Origin of the sequence: Pseudoxanthobacter soli DSM 19599, assembly GCF_900148505.1 — a bacterium.
Taxonomy (GTDB): domain Bacteria; phylum Pseudomonadota; class Alphaproteobacteria; order Rhizobiales; family Segnochrobactraceae; genus Pseudoxanthobacter; species Pseudoxanthobacter soli.
Map to the genome: position 1 here is coordinate 47,405 of NZ_FRXO01000003.1, position 23,904 is coordinate 71,308.

At 68.6% G+C, this 23,904-nt stretch carries 25 protein-coding genes and 1 tRNA gene; 14 read left to right on the forward strand and 12 right to left on the reverse strand.

Going from position 1 to position 23,904, the window contains the following annotated elements; all coding sequences use genetic code 11:
* The first annotated feature begins 223 nt into the window (after positions 1-223).
* The 4 genes from BUF17_RS07865 to BUF17_RS07880 all read left to right on the forward strand — a co-directional run bounded on the left by BUF17_RS07865 (position 224) and on the right by BUF17_RS07880 (position 3,963).
* Complete coding sequence (locus tag BUF17_RS07865; protein ID WP_073627399.1) at positions 224-1,189, forward strand: Bug family tripartite tricarboxylate transporter substrate binding protein; 966 nt, start codon at positions 224-226, stop codon at positions 1,187-1,189.
* Entirely contained in the window at positions 1,186-1,671 is a 486-nt protein-coding gene (locus tag BUF17_RS07870; RefSeq protein WP_073627401.1) for a tripartite tricarboxylate transporter TctB family protein, read from the forward strand. The genes BUF17_RS07865 and BUF17_RS07870 overlap by 4 nt, the downstream gene beginning before the upstream one ends.
* A 10-nt stretch (positions 1,672-1,681) precedes the next feature.
* On the forward strand, positions 1,682-3,199 hold the full coding sequence (locus BUF17_RS07875) for a tripartite tricarboxylate transporter permease (RefSeq protein ID WP_073627403.1): 1,518 nt from the start codon (positions 1,682-1,684) through the stop codon (positions 3,197-3,199).
* 287 nt (positions 3,200-3,486) lie between these two features.
* The gene (locus tag BUF17_RS07880; RefSeq protein ID WP_073627405.1) at positions 3,487-3,963 is read left to right on the forward strand and encodes a YbaK/EbsC family protein; all 477 of its coding nucleotides are present in this window, start codon (positions 3,487-3,489) and stop codon (positions 3,961-3,963) included.
* Positions 3,964-4,018: 55 nt separating this feature from the next.
* Here the strand turns inward: BUF17_RS07880 and BUF17_RS07885 are convergent, their stop codons facing one another.
* The 3 genes from BUF17_RS07885 to BUF17_RS07895 all read right to left on the reverse strand — a co-directional run bounded on the left by BUF17_RS07885 (position 4,019) and on the right by BUF17_RS07895 (position 8,420).
* Entirely contained in the window at positions 4,019-5,011 is a 993-nt protein-coding gene (locus BUF17_RS07885) for a D-2-hydroxyacid dehydrogenase (RefSeq protein ID WP_244530816.1), read from the reverse strand.
* A gap of 112 nt (positions 5,012-5,123) precedes the next feature.
* Positions 5,124-6,482 (reverse strand): HlyD family type I secretion periplasmic adaptor subunit, encoded by a 1,359-nt coding sequence (locus tag BUF17_RS07890; RefSeq protein ID WP_084564275.1) that lies wholly within the window; start codon positions 6,480-6,482, stop codon positions 5,124-5,126.
* 3 nt (positions 6,483-6,485) lie between these two features.
* Entirely contained in the window at positions 6,486-8,420 is a 1,935-nt protein-coding gene (locus BUF17_RS07895) for a type I secretion system permease/ATPase (RefSeq protein ID WP_084564277.1), read from the reverse strand.
* On the opposite strand from BUF17_RS07895, the gene BUF17_RS07900 reads away from it, so the two are divergent.
* Entirely contained in the window at positions 8,419-8,688 is a 270-nt protein-coding gene (locus BUF17_RS07900) for a hypothetical protein (protein ID WP_084564279.1), read from the forward strand. The two genes, BUF17_RS07895 and BUF17_RS07900, sit on opposite strands and share 2 nt — an antisense overlap.
* 127 nt (positions 8,689-8,815) lie before the next feature.
* On the opposite strand, the gene BUF17_RS07905 is transcribed toward BUF17_RS07900, so the two are convergent.
* Positions 8,816-9,592 carry a metallophosphoesterase family protein gene (locus BUF17_RS07905; RefSeq protein WP_073627411.1) on the reverse strand — a complete coding sequence of 259 codons (777 nt, stop codon included), beginning with the start codon at positions 9,590-9,592 and terminating at the stop codon, positions 8,816-8,818.
* A gap of 332 nt (positions 9,593-9,924) precedes the next feature.
* A complete protein-coding gene (typA, locus tag BUF17_RS07910) occupies positions 9,925-11,742 on the reverse strand; it encodes a translational GTPase TypA (protein WP_073627413.1) in 1,818 nt (605 codons plus the stop codon).
* A gap of 272 nt (positions 11,743-12,014) precedes the next feature.
* Between typA and BUF17_RS07915 the strand changes: the two genes are divergently transcribed.
* The 3 genes from BUF17_RS07915 (at position 12,015) to BUF17_RS07925 (ending at position 13,853) form a co-directional block, all read left to right on the forward strand.
* Positions 12,015-12,512, forward strand: coding sequence for a MarR family winged helix-turn-helix transcriptional regulator (locus tag BUF17_RS07915; protein WP_073627415.1), 498 nt, complete (start codon positions 12,015-12,017; stop codon positions 12,510-12,512).
* Between the two features lie 168 nt (positions 12,513-12,680).
* Positions 12,681-12,756 (forward strand) — tRNA-Ala (locus BUF17_RS07920).
* Between the two features lie 239 nt (positions 12,757-12,995).
* Complete coding sequence (locus BUF17_RS07925) at positions 12,996-13,853, forward strand: DUF2927 domain-containing protein (protein WP_139282463.1); 858 nt, start codon at positions 12,996-12,998, stop codon at positions 13,851-13,853.
* A 280-nt stretch (positions 13,854-14,133) separates the two neighbouring features.
* On the opposite strand, the gene BUF17_RS07930 is transcribed toward BUF17_RS07925, so the two are convergent.
* The gene (locus BUF17_RS07930) at positions 14,134-15,099 is read right to left on the reverse strand and encodes a DUF2076 domain-containing protein (RefSeq protein WP_073627419.1); all 966 of its coding nucleotides are present in this window, start codon (positions 15,097-15,099) and stop codon (positions 14,134-14,136) included.
* 125 nt (positions 15,100-15,224) lie between these two features.
* A complete protein-coding gene (locus tag BUF17_RS07935) occupies positions 15,225-15,908 on the reverse strand; it encodes an SGNH/GDSL hydrolase family protein (protein WP_073628187.1) in 684 nt (227 codons plus the stop codon).
* Between the two features lie 260 nt (positions 15,909-16,168).
* On the opposite strand from BUF17_RS07935, the gene BUF17_RS07940 reads away from it, so the two are divergent.
* The 4 genes from BUF17_RS07940 to BUF17_RS07955 all read left to right on the forward strand — a co-directional run bounded on the left by BUF17_RS07940 (position 16,169) and on the right by BUF17_RS07955 (position 19,953).
* A complete protein-coding gene (locus BUF17_RS07940) occupies positions 16,169-17,266 on the forward strand; it encodes a ligase-associated DNA damage response exonuclease (RefSeq protein ID WP_073627421.1) in 1,098 nt (365 codons plus the stop codon).
* Positions 17,263-18,903, forward strand: a complete 1,641-nt coding sequence (locus BUF17_RS07945; protein ID WP_073627423.1) for a cisplatin damage response ATP-dependent DNA ligase — start codon at positions 17,263-17,265, stop codon at positions 18,901-18,903. The genes BUF17_RS07940 and BUF17_RS07945 overlap by 4 nt, the downstream gene beginning before the upstream one ends.
* Before the next feature lie 175 nt (positions 18,904-19,078).
* Positions 19,079-19,531 carry a hypothetical protein gene (locus BUF17_RS07950; RefSeq protein ID WP_073627425.1) on the forward strand — a complete coding sequence of 151 codons (453 nt, stop codon included), beginning with the start codon at positions 19,079-19,081 and terminating at the stop codon, positions 19,529-19,531.
* A 149-nt stretch (positions 19,532-19,680) separates the two neighbouring features.
* On the forward strand, positions 19,681-19,953 hold the full coding sequence (locus BUF17_RS07955; protein WP_073627427.1) for a DUF6460 domain-containing protein: 273 nt from the start codon (positions 19,681-19,683) through the stop codon (positions 19,951-19,953).
* A 135-nt stretch (positions 19,954-20,088) separates the two neighbouring features.
* Here BUF17_RS07955 and BUF17_RS07960 read toward each other — a convergent pair whose 3' ends face one another.
* Together BUF17_RS07960 and BUF17_RS07965 are read right to left on the reverse strand one after the other, a co-directional pair.
* The gene (locus tag BUF17_RS07960; RefSeq protein ID WP_073627429.1) at positions 20,089-20,685 is read right to left on the reverse strand and encodes a GNAT family N-acetyltransferase; all 597 of its coding nucleotides are present in this window, start codon (positions 20,683-20,685) and stop codon (positions 20,089-20,091) included.
* An 87-nt stretch (positions 20,686-20,772) separates the two neighbouring features.
* Positions 20,773-21,201: a winged helix-turn-helix transcriptional regulator gene (locus BUF17_RS07965; RefSeq protein WP_073627431.1), complete on the reverse strand. Its 429-nt coding sequence runs from the start codon at positions 21,199-21,201 to the stop codon at positions 20,773-20,775.
* Between the two features lie 102 nt (positions 21,202-21,303).
* On the opposite strand from BUF17_RS07965, the gene BUF17_RS07970 reads away from it, so the two are divergent.
* The gene (locus BUF17_RS07970; RefSeq protein ID WP_073627433.1) at positions 21,304-22,116 is read left to right on the forward strand and encodes an SDR family NAD(P)-dependent oxidoreductase; all 813 of its coding nucleotides are present in this window, start codon (positions 21,304-21,306) and stop codon (positions 22,114-22,116) included.
* 60 nt (positions 22,117-22,176) lie between these two features.
* Here BUF17_RS07970 and BUF17_RS07975 read toward each other — a convergent pair whose 3' ends face one another.
* Complete coding sequence (locus BUF17_RS07975; protein ID WP_139282465.1) at positions 22,177-22,614, reverse strand: type II toxin-antitoxin system HicB family antitoxin; 438 nt, start codon at positions 22,612-22,614, stop codon at positions 22,177-22,179.
* A gap of 75 nt (positions 22,615-22,689) precedes the next feature.
* Here BUF17_RS07975 and BUF17_RS22870 point away from each other — a divergent pair, with 75 nt between their 5' ends.
* Positions 22,690-22,959, forward strand: coding sequence for a hypothetical protein (locus BUF17_RS22870; protein ID WP_175563654.1), 270 nt, complete (start codon positions 22,690-22,692; stop codon positions 22,957-22,959).
* A gap of 130 nt (positions 22,960-23,089) precedes the next feature.
* On the opposite strand, the gene BUF17_RS07985 is transcribed toward BUF17_RS22870, so the two are convergent.
* On the reverse strand, positions 23,090-23,542 hold the full coding sequence (locus BUF17_RS07985; RefSeq protein ID WP_073627437.1) for a molybdenum cofactor biosynthesis protein MoaE: 453 nt from the start codon (positions 23,540-23,542) through the stop codon (positions 23,090-23,092).
* Between the two features lie 87 nt (positions 23,543-23,629).
* Complete coding sequence (gene moaD, locus BUF17_RS07990; RefSeq protein WP_073628191.1) at positions 23,630-23,881, reverse strand: molybdopterin converting factor subunit 1; 252 nt, start codon at positions 23,879-23,881, stop codon at positions 23,630-23,632.
* Between the last annotated feature and the right edge of the window lie 23 nt (positions 23,882-23,904).

Genomic DNA, 23,904 nt, shown 5'->3' on the forward strand with positions numbered 1-23,904 from the left:
AGGATCGGGTGACCCGATCGGACGCGCTCCGGACCGGCAGGCACGGCCGCCGACATGCGCCGACGAACGCACGGGATGATGCGGGCGGGCTGAGCCCGGCCACCCCCGTTCTGCGCCACACCTCCCCCTTGAGACGAGATCCGCCGGAAGGCCGGGCCGAGACCCCGCGGCCTGCCGGTGCGCGTTCGCCGCCGACAACGAAAACAGGGACGGAGGAAATTTCATGACCCGCGCCATCACCAAGCGCCTGACCATCGTGGCGGCCCTCGCCGGGCTGCTCGCCGCACCCGGCCTCGCCGCCGCGGCGGACTACAAGATCATGGCGCCCGCGGCGCCCGGCGGCGGCTGGGACCAGACCGCCCGCTCGATGCAGACCGCGATGCAGGACGAGAAGATCGCCGGCAGCGTGCAGGTCATCAATGTGCCCGGCGCCGGCGGCACCATCGGCCTCGCCCAGTTCGCCAACCAGTCGAAGGGCGACGCGACGTCGCTGATCGTCGCCGGCTATGTGATGGTGGGCGCGATCCTCACCAACAAGTCCGCCGTGACGCTCGACGCCATCACCCCGATCGCCCGGCTCACGGGCGAATACGAGGCGCTGGTGGTGCCGGCGGCCTCGCCGATCAAGACGATGCAGGACCTCGTCGACAAGCTGAAGGCCGATCCGGGCTCCGTCTCGTGGGCCGGCGGCTCGGCGGGCGGCACGGACCATATCGCGGCGGGCCTGATCGCCAAGGCGGTCGGCGTCGACCCGACCAAGGTCAACTACATCGCGTTTTCCGGCGGCGGCGAGGCGCTGGCGGCGATCCTCGGCGGGCAGGTGACCGTCGGCATCTCCGGCTATGGCGAGTTCGAATCCCAGGTGCAGGCCGGCGCGCTCCGGCTGATCGGCGTCACCAGTGCCGAACCGCTGCCGGGCGTCGACGCGCCGACGCTGAAGCAGGCCGGCGTCGACGTGGTGGTGCAGAACTGGCGCATGGTCGCCGCCGCCCCCGGCATCACCGACGAGCAGCGCGCCGCCATCGTCGCCGACATCGAGAAGATGGCGAAGTCCAAGACCTGGCAGGACACGCTGAAGACCAAGGGCTGGCAGGACACCTTCCTCGCCGGACCGGAGTTCGAGAAGCAGCTGGCGGACGATCAGGCCGCCACCGCCACCATCCTGAAGGACATCGGGCTGGTGCAATGAGCGACGCCAGCAACGCACCGGCGCACCGGCCAGACTGGCCGGTGCTGGGGATCGCGGCGGCGCTCGCCGCCATCGCCGCCATCGTCCTGTGGGAGACGGCGCACATGAGCGGTGCGGGCAGCTATGCCCGCATCGGCCCGGCGGCCTTTCCCTACGCGGTCGCGGGCGGCCTCGCCGTGCTCGCGGTCCTGACCGCGGTCGCCGGCATCCGCGGCTCCTTCCCGGCGCGGGAGCACGACGAATTCGGGCCGATGGCCTGGATCGTCGGCGGCCTCGTGGGGCAGATGCTGCTGCTCAACACCGCCGGCTTCTCGATCGCGACCGCGGTGCTGTTCGCCGGCACCACGCGCGGGTTCGGACGCGGACCGCTGTGGCTGACCTTCGCGGTCGGGTTCGGGCTGTCGCTCGTGCTTTGGCTGATCTTCGCGCGCGGCCTCCAGCTCTCGCTGCCGGCCGGCCCCATCGAACGCCTTTTCGGCTGAGGCAACGCCCATGGACACCTTCGGCCTGCTCTTCGACGGCATCCTGGTCGCGCTCCAGCCCGTCAACCTGCTCTACGCGCTGATCGGGGTGACGCTCGGCACCGCCGTCGGCGTGCTGCCCGGCATCGGGCCGGCGCTGACGGTCGCGCTGCTGCTGCCCGTCACCTACAAGCTCGACCCCGCCGGCTCGCTCATCATGTTCGCGGGCATCTACTACGGTGGCATGTATGGCGGCTCGACCACGTCGATCCTGCTCAACACGCCCGGGGAAAGCGCCTCGATCGTCACGGCGCTCGAGGGCAACAAGATGGCCCGGGCCGGACGCGGCGGCCCGGCGCTCGCCACCGCCGCCATCGGCTCGTTCGTGGCCGGGCTGATCGCCACCATCGGGCTCGCCTTCATCGCGCCCTGGGTGGTGAAGTTCGCCCTCTCGTTCGGCCCGGCGGATTACTTCGCGCTGATGGTGCTCGCCTTCATGACGGTTTCGGCCGCCTTCGGCGATTCCACCCTGCGCGGCCTGACCTCGCTCGGCCTCGGGCTGACGCTCGGGCTGATCGGCATCGACCTGCAGACGGGACAGGCGCGGCTGGCGTTCGGCGTGCCGGACCTGCTCGACGGCGTCGAGGTGACGACGCTCGCGGTCGCGCTGTTCGCCATCGGCGAGAGCCTCAGCGTCGCCGCCGCCGGCAAGCGCGCGCCGGACAAGATCGAACCGGTCAAGGGCTCGATCTGGATGAACCGCGAGGACTGGAAGCGGTCGTGGAAGCCGTGGCTGCGCGGCACGGTGATCGGCTTTCCCATCGGCGCCATGCCGGCGGGCGGAGCGGAGATCGGCACCTTCCTGTCCTATGCGACCGAACAGCGGCTGACGAAGCACCCGGAGGAGTTCGGCCACGGCGCCATCGAGGGCGTCGCGGGGCCCGAGGCGGCCAACAACGCCTCGGCGGCCGGCACGCTGGTGCCGCTGCTCACCCTCGGCCTGCCGACCACGGCGACGGCGGCGATCATGCTGGCGGGCTTCCAGCAATATGGCCTGCAGCCCGGCCCGCTCTTGTTCACGACCTCGTCGCAGCTCGTCTGGGGCCTGATCGCGAGCCTGCTGATCGCCAACCTGATGCTGCTGGTGCTGAACCTGCCGCTGATCGGGCTCTGGGTGCGGCTGCTGTCGATCCCGCGGCCGTGGCTCTATGGCGGCATCCTGGTGTTCGCGAGCCTCGGCACCATCGGCGCCAACCCATCCGTGTTCGAACTCGGCATGTTGCTGGCGTTCGGCCTGCTGGGCTTCGTTCTGCGGCGGTTCCACTATCCGATCGCGCCGGTGGTGGTCGGCCTCATCCTCGGCCCGATGGCCGAGCAGCAACTGAGGCGCGCCCTTGCCATCAGCCAGGGCGATCCGACGGTGCTCGTGACCTCGCCGATCGCGGCCGTGATCCTCGCGCTCGCGGCGGCGGCGATCATCGTGCCGCTGATCCTGCGAGCCCGTGGACGCGGGGCGGTGCTGTCGCAGCTCGCGGCCGACGAGGACTGATCCGATCGGCGTTTCACCGCCACGGCCCGCCGCCTCCCCGGGCGGGCGGGCCTTTTTTCATGCGGGATCACAGGCCGGATGAAATCGGCCGCCGGGGATGCGCTCGGCGGTTTGCATCGCCGGCATTCGGTGGCAGCTTCGCGGGCTTAGAGAGTGCTTTCCGATCGGATGGAATCATCCGATCGACACGAAATCACTCCAGATTCAAAAGCTTGAGCATATCCTGGTCGTTCAGATCGGTTCGATTTGAACGGGACATGCTCAGGGAAACCTGCGAGCGTGCCCCCATGAGCCTCGAATCGGTCCGCGCCTTCCTCGCCGAGAAGGCCCCCGACATCGCCGTGATCGTCACGGAAGCCTCCAGCGCCACCGTCGCCGACGCGGCCGCCGCCCACGGCGTCGAATCGGCGCAGATCGCCAAGACGCTGTCGCTCAGAGTCGGCGACCGGGTGGTGCTGGTGGTCGCGCGCGGCGACGCCCGCCTCGACAACAGGAAGGTGAAGGCGGCCTTCGGCGCCAAGCCAAGGATGCTCGACGCCGAGGAGGTGGCGGCGCTGACCGGCCATCCGGTCGGAGGGGTGTGCCCGTTCGGGCTCGCGACGCCGCTCGACATCTATTGCGACGTCTCGCTCAAGGCGTTCGACGAGGTGGTGCCCGCCGCCGGCTCCACCAACAGCGCGCTCAGGATCGCCCCGGCGCGGATGGCGGAGATCACCGGCGCGGCGTGGATCGACGTCTGCAGGCTCGCCGGCGATCCCGCCTGAACGCGGGCAGCGCCAGCCCCGTCTCAGGCTGGCGCCATCTCAACCTCACACCGTCTCAATTGACGACGTTGCGCTTCTCGCCGCGCTGGAAGGCGTCGATGATGTCGACGAGCTGGTCGGCGAGGCTCTGGATCGCCTCGCGGCTCGCCCATGCCACATGCGGGGTGAGGATGAAGTTCGGCAGGTCGAGCAGCCCCATCAGCGGGTGGTCGGCCGGCGGCGGCTCCGCGGTCGCGACGTCGAAGCCCGCGCCGCCGATCTGGCCGGAGCGCAGCGCCTCGCCGAGGGCGACCTCGTCGACGAGCCCGCCGCGCCCGGTGTTGATGAGGAGCGGCCGGCGCTCCATCAGCGCGAATTCGGCCGCGCCGATCATGTTGCGCGTCGCCGGGCGCAGCGGCGCGTGCAGGGTGATGATGTCGCTCGTCCGCAGCAGGTCCTCGAACGGGGTGTAGAGCGAACCCATGCCGGTGCGGCCCTTGTGGGCGGCGAACAGCACCTTCATGCCGAGCGCCTCGCCGACGCGGGCGACCGAGCGGCCGAGCGAACCGTCGCCGATGATGCCGAGGGTGGAGCCGGCGAGATCGCGGATCGGATAGTCGAAGAAGCAGAACTGGCCGGCTTCCTGCCAGCGGCCGCGCCGAACCGCCTCCAGATAGGCGGTGATCGAGCGGCGCAGTGCGAAGATCAGCGCGAAGGTGTGCTCCGGCACGGTGTGAACGGCGTAGCCGCGAATGTTGGAAACCGTGATGCCGCGTGCGGTGCAGGCGGCGAGGTCGATCACGTCGGTGCCGGTGGCGGCGACCGCGATCAGCTTCAGCCGGGCGGCACCTTCGAGCGCATCGGCACGCACGGGCACCTTGTTGGTGACCACGATGTCGGCATCGGCGATGCGCGCCGCCACCTCGTCGCGGGCGGTGCGCTGGTAGACGACGAGCTCATGCGGGAAGGCCTGCGGCCGCAGGACCGTTTCCGGCGAGATGGTCTCGCGGTCGAGCATGACGACGCGGAGCGGGCGGGCGGCGGTCTCGGTCATAGCGGCCTCGATCATGGCGGTCTTGGTTATGGCGGCCCCTTCGGCATGGGGCCGGACGGCGGCGGGGTTCCGCCGTTCTAGACCATATCCCGCCCGGACCGAAGCGACCTGATCGCCGGGACCGGCCTCAGCTTTCGCGGAACGCCCGCTCGATCTGGTCGTGCAACGGCTTGATCAGATAGGACAGCACGGTGCGGTCGTCGGTGCGGATGAACACCTCGACCGGCATGCCCGCGACGAGCTTGAGGTCGCCGAGCTTCTTGAGCTGGTCGGGCGGGATCGAGATGCGGACCGAGAAATAGGCGCTGCCGTTCTTCGGATTCTCGATGAGATCGGGGGAGACGCGCTCCACGCGGCCCTCGATTTCCGGCGTGGTGCGCATGTTGAACGCGGTGAAGCGCAGGTTGGCCGGCAGGCCGCCGCGAATCTGGTCGATGTCCTGGGGCGCGATCTTGGCATCGACGCTGAGCGCGTCGGAGGTCGGCACGATCAGCATCATCTGCTCGCCCGCCCCGACCACGCCGCCGACGGTGTGGACGGAGAGCTCGTGGACGATGCCGTCCTGGGGCGCGCGGATGTCGATTCGCGACAGTTCGTCCTTCGCCGCGATGCGCTGCTCGACGAGCTTGCTGATTTCGGAGCGCACGTCCGACAGCTCCTTGGCGACGTCCGAGCGCATGTCCTGGTCGACCTGGATGGTCTGGAGGTTGATCTCGGCGATCTTGCCCTTGGCGGTGGCGATGGAGGCGATTAGGTCGCCGCGCTCGCCCTGGATCCGGGCCTGATCGCGCTGCAGCGACACCACGCGGGTGAACTGGACCAGCCGCTGCTTCCACAGCGACTGCACGCCTTCCAGTTCCTGGCTGATCAGATCGAGTTCGCGGTCCTTGGCCTCACTCTGCTCCTCGAGGCCGACGATCTGCTGCTCGAGCTGGGCGACGCGCTCGGCGAGCTGCGCCTTCTGGCCTTCGCGGGCGGAGCGTCGCAGCTCGAACAGCTTGGTTTCGGAGGCGATCAGCCGCGCGACCTCGGGCTCGTTCGCCCGGCTGGTGAGGCTTTCGGGGAAGGTGATGGTGTCCGCGCCCTCGCGCTCCGCCTCGAGCCGGGCCTGCCGGGCCAGCATCTCGTCCAGATTCTTGCTGACGAGGGCGAGCTGCGCCTTCGCCTTGGTGTCGTCGAGGCGCACGATCACCTCGCCGGCGGTGACGTGATCGCCGTCGTCGACATTGAGCGCCGCCACGACGCCGCCGGTCGGGTGCTGCACCTTCTTGACGTTGGAGTTCACCACCAGCACGCCCTCGGCGATGATGGCGCCTGAGATTTCCGTCGCCGTCGCCCACCCGCCGACGCCGAACACCAGCAGCACCATCAGCACGCCGCCGATGACGCCGTGGCGGCGCAGAGAACGGCGGGCCGGGCTCGCGCCGGGGGCCGGATTGCCGCCGCGGGCCGGATTGCCGGATGTCGCCTTGCCTGATCTCGCCATGGCTCAGCCCTCCTTCTTCGGCTCGGACACGACCTGGAAGATCGCCGGGGAGGCTGCGCCCGCGGTCGCCGTGATGCTTCCCGACATCCCCGCCGACATTCCAGCCGACATGCCACCGGACATACCACCGGTCATGCCGCCCGCAACACCGCCCTGGGCGGGACGGACAGCGGCGGCGCCGGCGGGCGCCGGGCGCTGCGGCATCGGATGCGGGGGCGGCGCCGGGCGGATGCCGGCGCGCAGCTTGGCCAGCACCTCGTCGCGGGGGCCGAAGATCTGCTGCCGGCCTTCGGACAGCACCAGCATGTGGTCGACCTCGGACAGCGCGCTCGGTCGGTGGGCACCGATCACCACGATGCCGCCGCGCGCGCGCACCGAGGCGATGGCGCGCACCAGCGCTTCCTCGCCGGCGCTGTCGAGGTGGGCGTTCGGCTCGTCCAGCACCACGAGGAAGGGATCGCGATAGAGCGCGCGGGCGAGCCCGACGCGCTGGCGCTGGCCGCCGGACAGCGCCTCGCCGCCTTCGCCGACCGGGGTGTCGTAGCCCTGGGGCAGGCGCACGATGAGATCGTGGACCCCGGCCGCCTTGGCGGCGGCGACCACGGCCTCGGCATCCGGGGTCTCGTCGAAGCGGGCGATGTTCTCCGCCACCGTGCCGTCGAACAGCACCACGTCCTGAGGCAGGTAGCCGACATGGCGGCCGAGGGAATCGGGCGACCACTGGTCGAGGGCGGCGCCGTCGATGCGGACCTTGCCGGCGACCGGACGCCAGATGCCGACAAGGGCGCGCGCCAGCGTCGACTTGCCCGATCCGCTCGGCCCGATCACGCCGAGGCCGGAGCCGGCCTTGAGGCCGAACGCGATCTCGTGCAGCACGATGGCGCGGCCGCCGGTCGGGACGACCGAAATGCCTTCGACGGCGAGCGAGGCCTGCGGCGCCGGCAGGGCGAGCGGCTCCTCGCGCTCCGGGAAGGCGGCCAGCAGATCGTTGAGACGCCGCCACGACAGGCGCGCAGCCTGGAAGTTCTTCCAGTTCGCCACCGCGAGTTCCACGGGCGCGAGCGAGCGCGCCGACAGGATCGAGCTCGCGATGATGATGCCGGCCGTGGCGTCCTGGCGGATGACGAGGAAGGCGCCGACGGCGAGCACGCCGGACTGCACCATCATCCGCATTACCTTGGAGAACGAGCCGAAGCCGCCGGAGACGTCGGACGCCTTCTGGTGGGAGCGCATGTAGTCCGCGTTGATCCGGCTCCACAGCCGCTCGATGCGCCCGCCCATGCCGAGCGCGTGGACGGTTTCGGCATTGCGGCGGGCGGCCTCGGCGAGGCTGGCGCGGCGGCCGGCGAAGCGCACGGCATCGCGCATCGGCGTGCGCGTCATCACCTCGGTCAGGATGGTGGTGACGATGAGGATGAGCGCGCCGACCAGCGCGGCGATGCCGATCAGGGGATGGAACAGGAAGCAGATGCCGACATAGAGCGGCATCCACGGCAGGTCGAACAGCGCCACCGGACCGCCGGAGGAGATGAAGGAGCGGATCTGGTCGGCGTCGCGGAGCGCCGCCCCGGCCTCGCTTCCCTTGGCGACGAGCGGCGCGCGCATCATCGCCTGGAACATCGGGCCGGAGACGCTCTCGTCGAACACCCCGCCGATCCGCACCAGCATCCGCCCGCGGATGAGGTCGAGCACGCCCTGGAACGCGAACAGCATCGCCGCGAGCAGGCCGAGGCCGACGAGGGTCGGCACGCTGCGGCTCGGCAGCACCCGGTCGTAGACCTCCAGCATGAAGAACGAGCCGGTGAGGTAGAGGACGTTGATGACGCCGCTGAGGAGCGCGATGGAGACGAGCGCCGAGCGGCACGCCGTGAGCACCCTGCGCACCAGCGTTCCAACGGACCCGCCCTTCTGCGGGCCGGCAGGCGGCCGCCTCGACATGGAAAAGCTCATCGACATCCCCCCGGCGATATCCCGTCCGGATCGAGGCGAGCCGGACGGCAAGGATACGCTCAAGCGCCTGAATCTGGAGCACTTCCTTGTCGATCAGATGATGGCATCCGCTCGCAAGACACTCCAGGGACAGGAATGCCGGCCCCCCGCCGGGCATACCGCCGGCGGGATCATGCCCCGCGGATATGGCTTTCGGGAAGACATATTCACGCCCGCGCAACGGCGGGCGGCGGCCGAATCGCCGCACCGGCACTAGAGCATATCCCGTTCAGATCGAACCGTTCTGAACGACGAGGATATGCTCAACCCTTTGAATCTGGCGCGAATTCTTGTCGATCTGACGATTCCGTCAGATCGGAAAGCGCTCTAAGAGACCGCGCGGCTCAGACGGCCGGCGTCAGAAGGCGTGCGTCGCCCTCTTCGAGCCGCAGGCATGTCAGCCGGCCGCTCTGGTAGGCGCGGGTGTCGATATTGATGCGGTTGTGCAGAAACTCGGCCCGGCCCTGGGGGGTGTGGCCGTGGACGATCATCTTCTCGAACCGTTCGTCGGAATTGAGGAACGGCTCGCGGATCCAGATCAGGTCTTCCTCGGCCTGCAGGTGGAGCGGGATGCCGGGCCGGACGCCAGCGTGACAGAAGAAATAGTCGCCGATGACGTGAAAATGGGGAAGGCTGCTGAGGAAGGCGACATGGGAGGCCGGCACGCAGAGCGCGAAGGCGTCGCGGATCTGGCTGTAATCGCTGTCGCGGGTCACGAGCCGCGCGTCCATGCCGTAGGAGGCGATGGTCTCGATCGCCCCGAACGAGCCCCACTGGTCGAGCACGTCCGGATCGGACAGGAAATCGAGCATCACCTGCTCGTGGTTGCCCCTGAGAGGGACGATCTCGGTCGGGAACTGTCTCCGGCTGAGCGTTTCGATCACCTGCGCCGAGGCCGGGCCGCGATCCACATAATCGCCGAGCAGAACCGTGGTCGCCTTGAGGTCGGGCGAGGCGGCGACATCGGCGGCGATGAGGTCCGCGACCTCGGCCAGAAGGTCGGCCCGGCCGTGGATGTCGCCGATGGCGTAGACGACCTCGCCGGGCGGCACATGCGCGGACGGAGCGGGCACGGCATCGGCAGACTTCCGCTTCAGCAGACGGAAAACGTTCCTGATCATGTTCCGTTACGCAATGCGCTTCCCAGCACTCTCACCCGCGGCCGGCCGCTCCCGGCAGCCTTCGTGCCCGCAGCCCGGACGTCCGGCCGTGCTGGCGGAAAAACGAACACGCATTATCGCCGCTATCCCGATTGCGCAAACGCGGACATAGACGGATCCGGGGGGTCGCCGCGCGGCAGAATCTCTATCGATCACGAAAATGTGATCGATAGCGCCGGCATGAGCCCTACGAAAAAAGACCGGTCGCGGGTGCGACCGGTCTTACGATGCTCTTCGACTGCCAGCGGCGGCGCGCGATGCGCGCCGGCTTCAGTTTCAGACCGCTTCCTTGCTCAGACCGCTTCCTTGGCGCGTTCGGCGCGCTTGCGGTCGTTGGGGTCGAGGATCGCCTTGCGCAGGCGGATCGAGGCGGGGGTCACCTCGACGAGTTCGTCGTCCTGGATGTAGGCGAGCGCGCGCTCCAGCGTCATGCGGATCGGCGGCGTCAGGATCATCATCTCGTCCTTGCCGCTCGAGCGCACGTTGGAGAGCTTCTTGCCCTTCAGCACGTTGACCTCGAGGTCGTTGCCGCGGGTGTGCTCGCCGACGATCATGCCCTCGTAGACCTTCCAGCCCGGCTCGATCATCATCGGGCCGCGATCTTCGAGGTTCCACAGCGCGTAGGCCACCGCCTCGCCGGCCGAGTTGGAGATCAGCGCGCCGGTGCGCCGGCCGGGGATCTCGCCCTTATGCGGCGCGTAGGCGTGGAACAGCCGGTTGAACACGGCGGTGCCGCGGGTATCCGACAGAAGTTCCGACTGGTATCCGATGAGACCGCGCGTCGGGGCATGGAACACGAGGCGCATGCGCCCGCCGCCCGAAGGCCGCATCTCGATCATATCGGCGCGGCGCTCGGACAGCTTCGACACCACGGCGCCGGCATGTTCCTCATCGACGTCGATGATGACTTCCTCGATCGGCTCCAGCAGGTTGCCGTTCTCGTCGCGCTCGAACACCACGCGGGGACGGCCAACGGTCAGCTCGAAGCCCTCGCGGCGCATGGTCTCGATGAGGATGGCGAGCTGGAGTTCGCCGCGGCCGGCGACCTCGTAGGAATCCTTGTCGCGGCCTTCGGAAATCTTGAGCGCGACGTTGCCCTCGGCTTCCTTCATGAGGCGGTCGCGAATGACGCGGCTCTGCACCTTGTCGCCTTCGGTGCCGGCGAGCGGACCGTCGTTGATGCGGAAGGTCATGGACAGGGTCGGCGGATCGATCGGCTGGGCGGGCAGCGCCTCGGCAACCGAGGGATCGCACAGCGTATCGGCCACCGTCGCGGTGGAGAGTCCCGCCAGCGCGACGATGTCGCCGGCCGAGGCCTCCTCGACGGGAACGCGCTCAAGGCCGCGGAAGCCGAGCACCTGGGTGGCGCGACCGTTCTCGATCAGCTTGCCGTCGCGGGTCATCGCCTTGATGGCCTGGTTCGGCTTGATGGTGCCGGAGGTGATGCGGCCGGTCAGGATGCGGCCGAGATAGGGATTCGATTCCACCGTGGTCGCCAGCAGGCGGAACGGGCCTTCCTCGACATGCGGCGGCGGAACGTGGCGGATGACGAGATCGAGCAGCGGGCCGACATTCTCCTTCGGACCGTCCGGAGCATCCGCCATCCAGCCTTCCTTGGCCGAGCCGTAGAGCACCGGGAAGTCGAGCTGCTCGGGCGTCGCCTCAAGAGCGGCGAACAGATCGAAGATCTCGTTCAGCACTTCGTCGATGCGGGCGTCCGCCTTGTCGACCTTGTTGATCGCCACGATCGGGCGAAGACCGATCTTCAGGGCCTTCGACAACACGAACTTGGTCTGCGGCATCGGCCCTTCGGCCGCATCCACGAGGATGATGGCGCCGTCCACCATGTTCAGGATGCGCTCGACCTCGCCGCCGAAATCGGCGTGGCCGGGGGTGTCGACGATGTTGATCCGGGTCTCTTCCCAGAACACCGACGTCACCTTGGCGAGAATGGTGATGCCGCGCTCGCGTTCCAGATCGTTGGAATCCATCGCCCGCTCGGCGACGCGCTGGTTGTCGCGGAACGTACCGGACTGCTGCAGGAGCTTGTCGACCAGAGTGGTCTTGCCGTGGTCGACGTGAGCGATGATGGCGATGTTGCGCAGGTTCATTGGAAGCACCAAAAAGCGGGCGTAGCTCAGCCGCGCCCGCTTGTCCTCGTTTCGCGGCGCAATATAACCATCGCCGGGCGAAGGGCAAGGGCTTGTGCGGCGCACCGGTTCATCAGGCCATGCAATCCTCGCGCCGGAGGGTTGCACCCTTGTGACGACAGCAGTTTTTGACGTGGCTCATCGTAATTTGTAACAGTTCCTTATTATAGGCTTCGGATCCGCTCGGGACGAGCGGTCTCTCGACCGGCACGCGCCGGCAAACGGAAGGCATCATGACGACCTCCTCCGCCCGTGAAATGCCCCTGGGCTTTCTCTTGTCCGATGCCCAACGGCTGATCAGGAACCAGTTCGACGCGGCAGCGGAGGCCGCGGGTCTCGGCCTGACGGCGGGCGAGGCCCGCACCCTCGGTCACATCTCCAAGCTCGAAGGGCGGCGGCAGAGCGTGCTGGCCGAATACATGAACATCGATCCGATGACGCTCGTGTCCTATCTCGACCGGCTGGAGGCGGCCGGTCTCGTCGAGCGCCAGCCCGACCCGGCCGACCGGCGGGCGAAGATCGTGCGGCTGACGCCGAAGTCCGAGCCGGTGGTGCGCAAGATCCGCGAAGTCGGCCGCCAGGTGCGCGACCAGGCCACGGAAGGCCTCGACGACGACGATGTCGCCCGCTTCGTCGCCTACCTGACGCGGATGATCGAGAATCTCGGCGGCGACTCGTCCAAGATCGGCGACTGCAAGACCCCCCGGGCGTCGGCGACGCAACGGTCCTGAGCGTCCGTCCCGCCCCTGCGGGGGCCCAGCCCGCGCGCCGCGACGGCCCTTCAGCCGGGCGGATGCACGGAAATCCACCGGGAAGCGGCGTCTTGCACAGGCAGCACGAGAGACCCGCTTGACAGGTCGCATCCCGGCACACTAAATCCGCGTGCCTTCGGCGAAGGCGGGGCCGTAGCTCAGATGGGAGAGCGCTGCAATCGCACTGCAGAGGTCAGGGGTTCGATTCCCCTCGGCTCCACCAATTCCCCGATGCCGAAGGCCGTGACGATGTCCTTCCGTCACACGCTGAACACGCCGTCATAATCCCTTCCGCGACATGTTTTTGCCCGGGTCGAGGTCGGCCTGATCGTTTTCGGTCGCCGGTCTGATCGCGTTATACCGCCGCGGCCGAGGCAATCGCGTTCACCATTCCACCGGAACGGGATTGTCAGGCGCCAAGCCGCAGTGTCGAATGGCGGCCTTCACGTTTTCGAGGCCGCGATGTTCCGCCCTTCCTTCGCCTTTTCCATTCCGTTGCTGGCGGTTGGCCTGCTCATGTCTCCGCTCGCGCCATCGGCGGCGCCGGAGGCCGTCGCGGCCGAGGCCGCGCCGCAGAAGCGCGCGGCGCCGACGCCGCAGGAAGTCGCCTGGGCCTTTTCCGACGACGAAATCATCGACGGCTTCATGCGCACGGTGTTCGGCAGCGAAGGGCCGGAAGCCACCGTCGAGGCCAATGCGCAGGTTCACAAGTTCGCCGGGCCGATCAATGTGCGCATCGTCAGCCAGTCGCGCTTCGACGACCGTCGCGCGTTCGTGGTGAAATTCATCGACACCCTGCGCCGCACGGTGCCCAACCTGCCGATCCGCGTCACCAAATCGGCCGACAAAGCCAACATGACGGTCTATCTCGTCGATCGCAGCCAGTACCAGCCGATGGTCAAGGCCATCGTCGGCGAGCGGCCCGACGCGAGCTTCATGGAAGAGAACAACTGCTCCGCGCTCGCCAGCGGCGAATATTCCGGCGTGATCAACAAGGCGATCGTCTTCATCGTCGTCAACGAAGGCTATCGTGCCTTCCGGCACTGCATGGTCGAAGAGATCACCCAGAGTCTTGGCCCGGTGAACGACAGTTCGGAACTGCCCTATTCCATCTACAACGACTATTCCGACGTCGACGGTTTCGGCATCTTCGACTGGTTTATCGTGACCACGCTCTACGACAAGCGGATCAAGCCGGGCATGAGCGCCACGGCGGCGATGGAGGTGCTGCCCGCCGCCATCGCCGATGCCCGCAAGAAGCTCTACAAGCTCGTGGAGCGCAAGATCATCCCGCCCGGCGGCGTGCGCGCACCGCAATGAGCGGACCCGGCGCTGGCTGCTTTCCGGCCTGACGAAATCATCGGATCGACCAGAAATGATCGCGACACAGCGGCTTGATCATATCCTGCCGCTTGACCAGAGCCTGGCCGTTCAGAGCGAACCGATCGCGACGGGACATGCGCCAAAGCGCGATCGCGTTGCGGCGCGATTCGCAGCCCGCTGCTGACGGAACGGCTGAGGCGGCCTGGCGCCGCCTCGCCTATCGCCATCGCACCGGCCGATGGCCCCGCCGGGCCGGATCGCCGCCGGCGAGCCGCCGTCAGATCCAGCTGCTGTCGTCGCCGCCGCCGAGATCGCCGCCGGCGTCCCAGCCCTGATCCTGGCCGCCATCGTCCTGACCGGCATCGTAACCGGCATCCTGAACGTTCGGATCCTGGGCACCCGGGTCTTGAGCGCCCAGGTCTTGAGCGCCCGGGTCTTGAGCGCCCGGATCCTGCGCGTTGACATCGTTGCCCCACACGCCGCCGTCGCGGCCGGCGTCGGCCACCTGATCGCCCCCCGCGGAATCGCCCCAGGGCGAGGCCGCGGTCGGCTCCTCGATGATGGTTTCGTTGTTCACGACCTCCTCGGTCGGACTGGCACCGCCAAAGCCGGAGAACATCGAGCGCGCGGCATCGGCCAGAAGCGCGCCGCCGACGACGCCGAGCGCGATCTGCCCGGCACCGGAGAGGAAGCCGCCCATGCCCGACGACCGTCCGCCGAACGAGGGGACGCTGGTCGCCGGCCGCCCGTCGACGGAAGGTCCGCCGCTCCAGCCGGCAGGCCCCGCGGCGGAACCCATCCCCGGGTTCATGCCAGCGTTCATCCCGGTGTTCATGCCGGCGTTCATGCCGGAACCCGCGCCGAGGCGCGCGGCACCCTGATCGACCGGCTGGCTCGACACGGCATTGCGGCTCTGCGGCAGGCCGCCGGCCGCCGGCAGCGGGCCACGCGCGGCGGGCAGGTCGCCCGCCGTCCACGGCGCGAAGCTGCCGCCGCTCCGGTTGGCCGGCGAACCGGCCTCCTTCGCCGCCGCGATTTCCTTCTCAAGACCGGAGATGCGCGCCTCGGCGGACTTGAGCGCGTGATCCTGCACCACGATGGTCTGTGCCATCGCGTAGGCCGCGCCGGGATTGGCCGCCATGCGCTCGGCGATGAAACGCTCGGCCTCCGGATCGCGCGGGCCGTCGGCCCGGCCGAGGCGTTCGAACAGATCGGCGATCAACTGCTGTTCCTGGGGCGTCATGGCTGTGCTGCTCGCTTTCCTTATCCCGGCACGTCCGGCCGAAACCGAAGATAGGCATCCACCGTGGCAACCGCAGGACACTCGCAAAAATATGAGGGCGTCACCGAAAGGCGTCCTGCCGGCTTTCAGCCGGCGGGAACCGCCTCGCGCGCGGCGATCGCCACCTGGTTGAGACAGGCCGCCCAGATTTCTCCCGCGCGCTTCGCATGGAGGTGGTGGTTGCGCGGGTCGCGGCGGCGATAGAGATCGGCGACGGTGCCCGTCTCGGGATCGATCACCGCATCGGCGATGCACACGAACGGCAGCCCGCGCGCATCGGCACCCTGCCGCAGGCGCTCGTTGTAGGCGAGCGTCAGCCGGGTCCGCTCGGCGAGCGTGGTGGTCACCTCGCGCCTGAGATGCGCGACCTCGCCCCAGTCCTGGCCGTCGCGGATGGTTGGCACCGTCGCCCCGGTGACGACGAGGCTCGGATAGCCCGCCGCGAGGACGCGATCGACGAAGGCGAAATAGCTCGTGATCGAGACGTCCATCTGGTCTGCGACCGGCACGCCGTATTTCTCGGCCCGGTACCAGATGACGAAGCCGCAATCGACCTCGCCGAGCTGCATCACCGGAATGACGCCAGGTCGCGGCGGCAGCAGCGCCGCCTCGAACTGCCGCCGCGCGCCCGTGACGCTTTCAAGCTTGGTGAGGCCCATGGCGGTCGCGCCGCGCACCTCGTGAAACTCTGCCGGCCTGTCGATCAACCCGAGTTCCGCCGCCCTGCGGAACGCCGAAATGTGACTGTCGCCGAAGATCAGCCAACGCACATCCATCTCTCCCCCGAAAGATCTTCCCGGCTTAACCGCCGCCCCGCGGTTTGTTGCCGGTCCGCCCTTACTGTCGCGGCCGGAGATGCCGGCACGCAGACGCCTCGGCATGGTACAAGATACGGTGCCTATGCCGTCAACCCGTGTGAGCGATCTGTGCGCACCGGAACGGCTTTCCAGGCTGTGCGGTTGTTGAAGGCGCTCGCTTCCGAACGGCAGCGTGTGGCATTTTCCCCCCGGCAGCCCCACCTCTGGCGATCATGGCAGTTTTCGGCATCTCCTCCCCCGACCGTCGCCTGCGCCCGTCCGATCTGCTCGCACGGGTGCCGGGCGGCCTTGCCGCGCCGCCGGCCGGGGCGATGATCGACCCGGCGCGCGGCGTGGAGCTGGCGCTCGTCACCCACGGCCATTCCGATCACGCGCGCGCCGGTCACGACACCGTGGTCGCGACCGCCGAGACGCTGGCGATCATGGCGGCCCGGCTCGGCCGCACCTTCGCCCGCCGCACCGTCACCGCGCGCTATGGCGAGCCGATGCGGATCGGCGAGGCGACGGTGACGTTCTTCCCGGCCGGGCACGTGCTCGGCTCGGCGCAGATCCTGATCGAGGCCGGCGGGGCGCGGGCCGTGGTGTCGGGCGACTACAAGCGCCAGGCGGATCCGACCTGCCTGCCGTTCGAGGTGGTGCCCTGCGACCTGTTCGTGACCGAGGCCACCTTCGCGCTGCCGGTGTTCCGCCACCCGGAGGCCCGTGACGAGATCGCCAAGCTGCTGGCCTCGCAGGCGATGTTCCCCGAGCGCGCCCATCTGGTCGGGGCCTATACCCTCGGCAAGGCCCAGCGCGTGATCGCCGAGCTGCGCACCGCCGGCTACGACCGGCCGATCCACCTGCACGGCGCGATGGTGGCGATCTGCGCGCTCTACGAGGCGTTCGGAGTCGCGCTCGGCGACCTCAGGCCTGTCGACCTGAAGGCGCGAGACCCACTCGCCGGCGAGATCGTGCTCTGCCCGCCCCAGGCGGTGGGCGACCGCTGGGCGGGCCGGTTCGCCGATCCGGTTTCGGCATTCGCCAGCGGCTGGATGCGGGTGCGAGCCCACGCCCGGATGCGCGGCGTGGAGCTGCCGCTGGTCATCTCCGACCATGCCGACTGGGAAGACCTCTGCACCACCATCGTAGAGACCGGCGCGCGCGAGGTCTGGGTCACCCACGGCGAGGAAACGGCGCTGGTGCACTGGTGTACCGGCCGCGGCATCGATGCCACGCCGCTGCGCCTCGTCGACTACGGCCGGGAGGACGGCGAGGACGAGCTCCCGCCCCCGCCGTCCGGGGACGCCGGGGAGCCGGAGGCGACGCCGTGAACCGCTTCGCCCGCCTGCTCGACCAGCTGACATACCAGCCGCGCCGCAACGGCAAGCTGGCGCTGATCACCGCCTATCTCGCCGAGGCGCCGGACCCGGACCGGGGTTTCGCGCTCGCCGCGCTCACGGGCGCCCTGAGCTTCGCTCACGCCAAGCCGGGCGCGATCCGGGCGCTGGCCGCGGAAAAGCTGGACCCGGTGCTGTTCGCGCTCTCCTACGATTTCGTCGGCGACCTGTCGGAGACGGTGGCGCTGATGTGGCCGGCGCCGGCCCGGACGGACGGCGAGGCGGCGGCAAGGCCGGAGCCGCCGTCGCTCGCCGGGATCGTCGAGGGCCTCGCCACGACACCGCGGGCGGGCGTGCCGGCACTGCTCGATCACTGGCTCGCCGGGCTCGACGAGACCGGACGGTGGGCGCTTCTGAAGCTCGTCACCGGCGGATTGCGCGTCGGCGTCTCGGCGCGGCTCGCCAAGACCGCCGTAGCGCGGCTCGGCGCCGGTATCTCGCCGGACGAGGTGGAGGAGGTCTGGCACGGGCTGGAACCACCCTATGGCGCGCTGTTCGCCTGGCTGGAAGGCCGCGGCCCGCGCCCGGAGGCCTCCGACGGGGCGCCGTTTCGCTCGCCGATGCTCGCCCATGCCCTGGACGAGGCCGACTTCGCAACCCTCGATCCCGGGGCCTTCCGGGCCGAGTGGAAATGGGACGGGATCCGCGTGCAGGCGGTGGCGGGATCGGACGGCGGACGGCGGATCGCGCGGCTCTATTCCCGGTCCGGCGACGACATCTCGAACGCCTTTCCCGAGATCGTCGCGGCGCTCGATTTCGAGGGCGCCATCGACGGGGAGCTGCTGATCCGCCGCGAGGGTCGCGTCGCGCCGTTCTCGGTGCTGCAGCAGAGGCTCAACCGAAAGACGGTCACGCGCACGCTGATGCGCGATTTTCCGCCCATAATACGCGCCTATGATCTCCTGGCGCTCGGTGGAGAGGATCTTCGCGCGCTCCCATTCGAAGCCCGGCGCGCGCGGCTGGAAATGTTCGTCGCCGGCCTCGGCTCGGACATGATCGACCTCTCCCCGACGGTGCCGTTCGCCGACTGGCAGGCGCTCGCCGCCGCACGGGCGGACCCCACCTCCGCCGGGGCGGGCGTCGATGCCGGCGCAGTCGAGGGCGTGATGCTGAAGCGCGCCGACAGCCCCTATCTCGCCGGAAGGCCGAAGGGACCGTGGTTCAAGTGGAAGCGCGATCCGTTCAATGTCGACGCCGTGCTGATGTACGCCCAGCGCGGCCACGGCAAGCGCTCGTCGTTCTATTCGGACTATACCTTCGGCGTCTGGCGGGGCGACGAGCTGGTGCCGGTCGGCAAGGCCTATTTCGGCTTCACCGATGCCGAACTCGGCCAGATCGACCGATTCGTGCGCGAGAACACCGTCAACCGCTTCGGCCCGGTGCGGGAGGTGACCCACACCGCCGAGACCGGGCTCGTGTTCGAGGTGGCATTCGAGGGGCTGAACCGCTCGCCGCGTCACAAGGCGGGGCTCGCCATGCGCTTCCCCCGCATCGCCCGGCTGCGCTGGGACAAACGCCCTTCCGACGCCGACCGGATCGAGGCGCTGGAGGCGTTGCTGCCGCGCGGATAGGGCCGACTGAGGCTGAAATCCCGGTCACGCTCTGCTTTCCGCCGGTTCGTAAGTCGTTATGATGATCACGGGGCCAATCATAATCCGACGCGCGCCGCCGATGGCCTGCCCGAGACGCCGAAGGCGGCCCGAGCCGGAGCGGGAGGACGGCGCGCTTCCATGTCCGGAGGATCGCATGCCGACACCGCTCACCCTCGACGACGTCATCAACATCTTCACCTATATCGAGCGCATGGCGAAGCTGATGCAGCAGACGCGCAGCAACCTGACGGTGGCGAAGGACACCATTCTCTGGGTCGCGGCCGCGATGCACATTCCGGTCGAGCCGGAACCTCCCGCGCTGTCCAACACGGCCAAGGAGCGCAAGATGTTCTACAACGACGTCATCGCCGAGCGCGGGACGTTCGACCGCTATGCCTCGCGCACCCGATCGGTCACCAGGATCCCCGTGAACAACGACGATCTCGAACCGATGTTCTCGATGTTCCGCTATGCCGAGGCGCATTGCCAGACCGGCCATCCCGGCCCGAGCAAGATCCTCGCGATCCTTCACAAGAAGGGCTGGACCCACGAGCACATCAACGCCTACCCGATGTGGAAGCCCGCCATCGCGCCTTGGCGGGCGTGAGGGTGGGTTGGCGGGCGTGAGGATGCCGCGACGGGCGGGGCCGGCCGGGGATAACGGCGCCGGCCGCTTCGGTTTTGCCGCGCGATGGCATATGTAGGGCGCGAGATGCCGGCCGCCCGCCGGCCTTCGACCGCAGGAAAGGCTACGCCATGGCAGACGGCCCGCTCTCGCGCTTCCTCGGCGGATCGCCCGGTCGCGTGGCCCTTCAGCTTCTGGTGCTGTGCTTCGTGGTGGGCGTGATCCTGTCGGCCCTCGACATCCGCCCATGGGACATCTTCCAATGGCTGCGCCAGACGGTGCACGACATCGCCTCGATGGGCTTCGGGGCCGTGGAGCGGTTCGGGCAGTACCTGCTGCTCGGTGCCGTGATCGTGATCCCGGTGTGGCTGGTGCTGCGCATCCTCTCCTCGACGCGCCGCTGACGGCCGGCCGGGACGCGTCGGTCAGCCAGGAGCGATTTCTTGTCGATCTGATGGACTCATCAGATGGAGAAGAAATCGCTCCATATTCAAAGGCTTGAGCATATCCTTGTCGTTCAGATCCTTCGATCTGAACGGCTAATGCTCAAGCGCGGACCGGCGGAACACCCGGTGCGGCCTGAGCGGATGATCCGCCGCGAGATCGGGATGCAGGAAGTCCGCCGCCGGATCGTGCCGGAAGCCGAGGCGCCCGGCGGTCGCGGCGGAGCGCAGGTTGGGCCGGGCGACGAGGGCCACGAGATCCGCGGGCGCGCCGGCTGCAACGGCCGCGGTCAGGATCGCCGTCATCGCCTCGACGACATAGCCCCGCCCCCAGGCCGCGCGGCGCAGGCGCCACACCGCCTCGGTCGCCGGCGCGAGCGGCAGTGTCGGCCGCACCGGCTGCAATCCGGCAAGGCCCAGAAACGCACCGTCGCCGGTTTCGAACTGCCGACTTTCGACCTGCCCACCCTCGACCTGCCCACGCTCGAACTGCCGGCTTTCGACGAGCCAGATCCCCCAGCCGTTTTCGTCGAAATGCCCGGTGATGCGCGCCAGCACCGCGGCGTCATGGCGGGAGAGGCCCGGTCCGCCGAGCCAGGCGTTCACTTCGGGCTCGGCATTGAGCGCAGCGAGGCGGTCGATGTCGCCGGCTGTCCACGGCCGCAGCCGAAGACGTGGGGTCTCGATGATCATCGCCGCACCTCTCTGAAGCAGCCCATCGGACCCGGCGGTCCGGACCCCGACGCCGTGTGACAGACCGGTCTGAGCGGTCGCTCGCGCCTATCGTGCCTGGGAAGACGCGGACAGGAGCGGACGGCCGGCATCGATGCCGCCGAGGCAAGGCGGTTCGTTGGCGTCGAACCGCCGCTGCGCCTCGTCCAGATCGCCCTGGTGGTCCAGCGCCCAGTCATAGAGAGACAGGAACGGCGCCTGCAGCGTGCGCCCGAGCGGCGTGATGGAATAGACCACGGCGATCGGAGACGTCGTGGCGACGTGGCGCTCCACCAGCCCGTTTCTCTCCAGCCGCCGCAGTGTCTCCGTCAGCGCCTTCTGCGTAATCCCGCCCATCCGCCGCCGCAACGCGTTGAAGCGCTTCGGTTCCTCGCACAGAAAAGTGAGAACGAGGATAGACCACTTGTGAGCGATCTGCTCGAGCACCGGGCGCACGATCGGGATTGTCTCGACGACTTTTTGTTCTGTGTAAGCCATGCGGTTTCCTGCGATATACCTGGTCTATTCATGGTGCCTGATTGACACTTGGTACCGAAACTATACTTCAATGGCGGAAATGATCCACCTTTGGAGACAGCTTTGACACATCAACATTCGGACAAGCCGGGCGTTGCGATCGTGACCGGCGCTTCATCCGGGATCGGCAGGGTCTATGCCGATCGGCTGGCCGCGCGCGGCTACGATCTCGTGCTCGTCGCGCGCCGCGAAGAGCGCCTGCGGGACATCGCCGCCGATCTGCGCCAGCGCCACGCGGTGAACGCCGAGGTGCTGGCCGCCGACCTGTCGCGACCGGCCGGCGTGGCGGCGGTCGTGGAGCGACTGTCGGGCGACGCCTCGGTTTCCCTACTGGTGAACAATGCCGGCTTCTCGGCCCTGAAGCCACTGACGGACACGCCGGACAACGTCATCCTCGACATGATCGGCCTCAACGTCACCGCGCTGACGGTGCTCTCGAAGGCGGCGCTCGTCGCGTTCAAGGCGCGGAACGCGGGAACCCTCGTCAATGTAGGTTCCGGCGCGGGCTTCGCGCCCTACCCCGGAATCCCGGTCTATGGGTCCACCAAGGCCTATGTCTATCTGTTCACCCAGAGCCTGCAGAGCGAGGTCGAGGGGACGGCGGTGCGCGTGCAACTCGTGCTGCCGGGCGCCGTCATCTCGGAAGGCTGGGACGTGGCGGGCGGCGCCGCCCTCGAGCCTCTGCCGGAAGCGATCGTGATGACCACCGAGGACTGCGTCGATGCCGCCCTGGCGGGCCTCGATCTCGGCGAGCGCGTCACGTGCCCTTCGCTCCACGACGAAACGATCCTTCGTGACTACGAAGCGCTGACGGGAAGGCTGATGCAGTCGATGTTCGACGGCAAACCGGCAGCACGGTACAAGGCCGGCGGCTAGAGCCGGGCCGCCGTTCGGGGACCCCGATTCCCGGGGCGGGCGCACAGGAGCCGCGCCCGATCACAGATCCTCGATGCCGATCACGATGCGCTTGCCGAGTGCGCGGGCGGCCTCGTCAAGCCGCTCCAGTTTGGTGCGGCGGTCGGGGTCGAGGATGCGGCGCACTTCGGTCTCGGCGAGGCCAAGGCGCTCGGCGAGGTCCGTCTTGCGGATGCCCGCCGCGCGCCATGCCGCAATGACGACGAACTTCGCTGCCGCTGCCGGTGGCGGCGCGACCAGATGTTCGCCCGGCAGCGGCGCCGAGGCTGGCGGGAAATCCCGGTCCGCGATCGGATACGAGCCGAGCGCGACCTCCAGGGCATCGGCGGCCATTTCCAGGGCTTCGGCTTCGCTCCATGCGGAGGTGACGAGCTCGGGCACGTCACGGGCAAAGACCTGCAGCTTGCCGCCGGGGTCGCGTTCCAGGGCAACCGGATAGACGAAGGCGGGGCGCATCATCGTTGCTCCATGGTGTTCGAGGCCATGCAGAGAGGCGAAAACTACCCCTCATTTCCAAGGGGGAGTGATTCCGAGTTGATCGAGGCACCAAGTCGCCTTGAATTCAACGAGGTCGCTTTGAACCGTTGTGCTGAGATCTCCGCCCGAAACCCGGTCGTGCGATCCTCTTCCGACATCCTTCTCGACCTTGACCGCCCGTCCGTTCTTTATGGCGTGTTTTCGAAGGTCTCTGATAAGTCGCTCTCTGTCATCGGCCTCTGCTCCCGTTCAGATCGAGCCGGTCTGAACGACAAGGATATGCTCAAGGTTCTGAATCTGGAGCGATTTCTTGTCGATCGGACGTAGCCATCCGACCGGAAAGCGATCGGGCGCAAACGGCCGGTCCCCGCCACGCCATGACGCCGGGGACCCGTCCGGCATCGCGGACGGTTCGCACGGCCTCGACCGATTTCATCGAGATCGGAGCGCGGCCGGCCTACCACCGCGCGGCGGCGGTGGCGTCGTCGTCCTTCGCCTCGACCCAGCCGCCGGTGGTGCCGTCGGTGAGGTGCTCCTTCTTCCAGAAGGGCGCACGGGTCTTCAGATAGTCCATCATGAACTCGGCGGCGGCGAACGCGCCCTTGCGGTGCGCCGAGGCGGCGGCGACGGTGACGATGGCCTCGCCGGGCCGGATCAGGCCGTGGCGATGGACCACGACGATCCCCGTCACGGGCCAGCGCGTCGCGGCCTCGCGCGCGATGCGCACGATCTCGTCCTCGGCCATGCCGGGATAGTGGTCGAGCTCCAGCGCCGCGAGCCGGCCGCCCTCGTCGCGGCAATAGCCGGTGAAGCTGACGACCGCGCCGACATCGCCGCGCCCGCCGGCGAGCCGGTCGGCCTCGCGCGCCGGGTCGAACGGCTGCGGCTCGATGCGCACCTCGACGATCATCGCCTCGCCTCTCTTCCGGATATGATCAAGTCTTTGAATCGGGAGCGATTTCTTCGATCGGGCGAGCGCATCCGATCGATGCGCGTTCTAGCCGCCGGTCATCGGCGGGAAGAACGCGATCTCGCGGGCGGCGCCGATCGGGGCTTCCGGGGCGGCGTGGCGCCGGTCGATGGCGATGCGCACCACCTCCGGCCGGGCGAACGCGGCGGCGTAGTTCTCGCCGCGGCCGGACAGCCAGCCGATCAGGTCGGCGGCCGTCGCGATGCCGGCAGGGGGCTCGATCTCTTCTTCCGCGACGCCGATCCGCTCGCGGACCCAGGCGAAATAGACGGCCTTCACCATGACACCCCCCTCCCTGGATT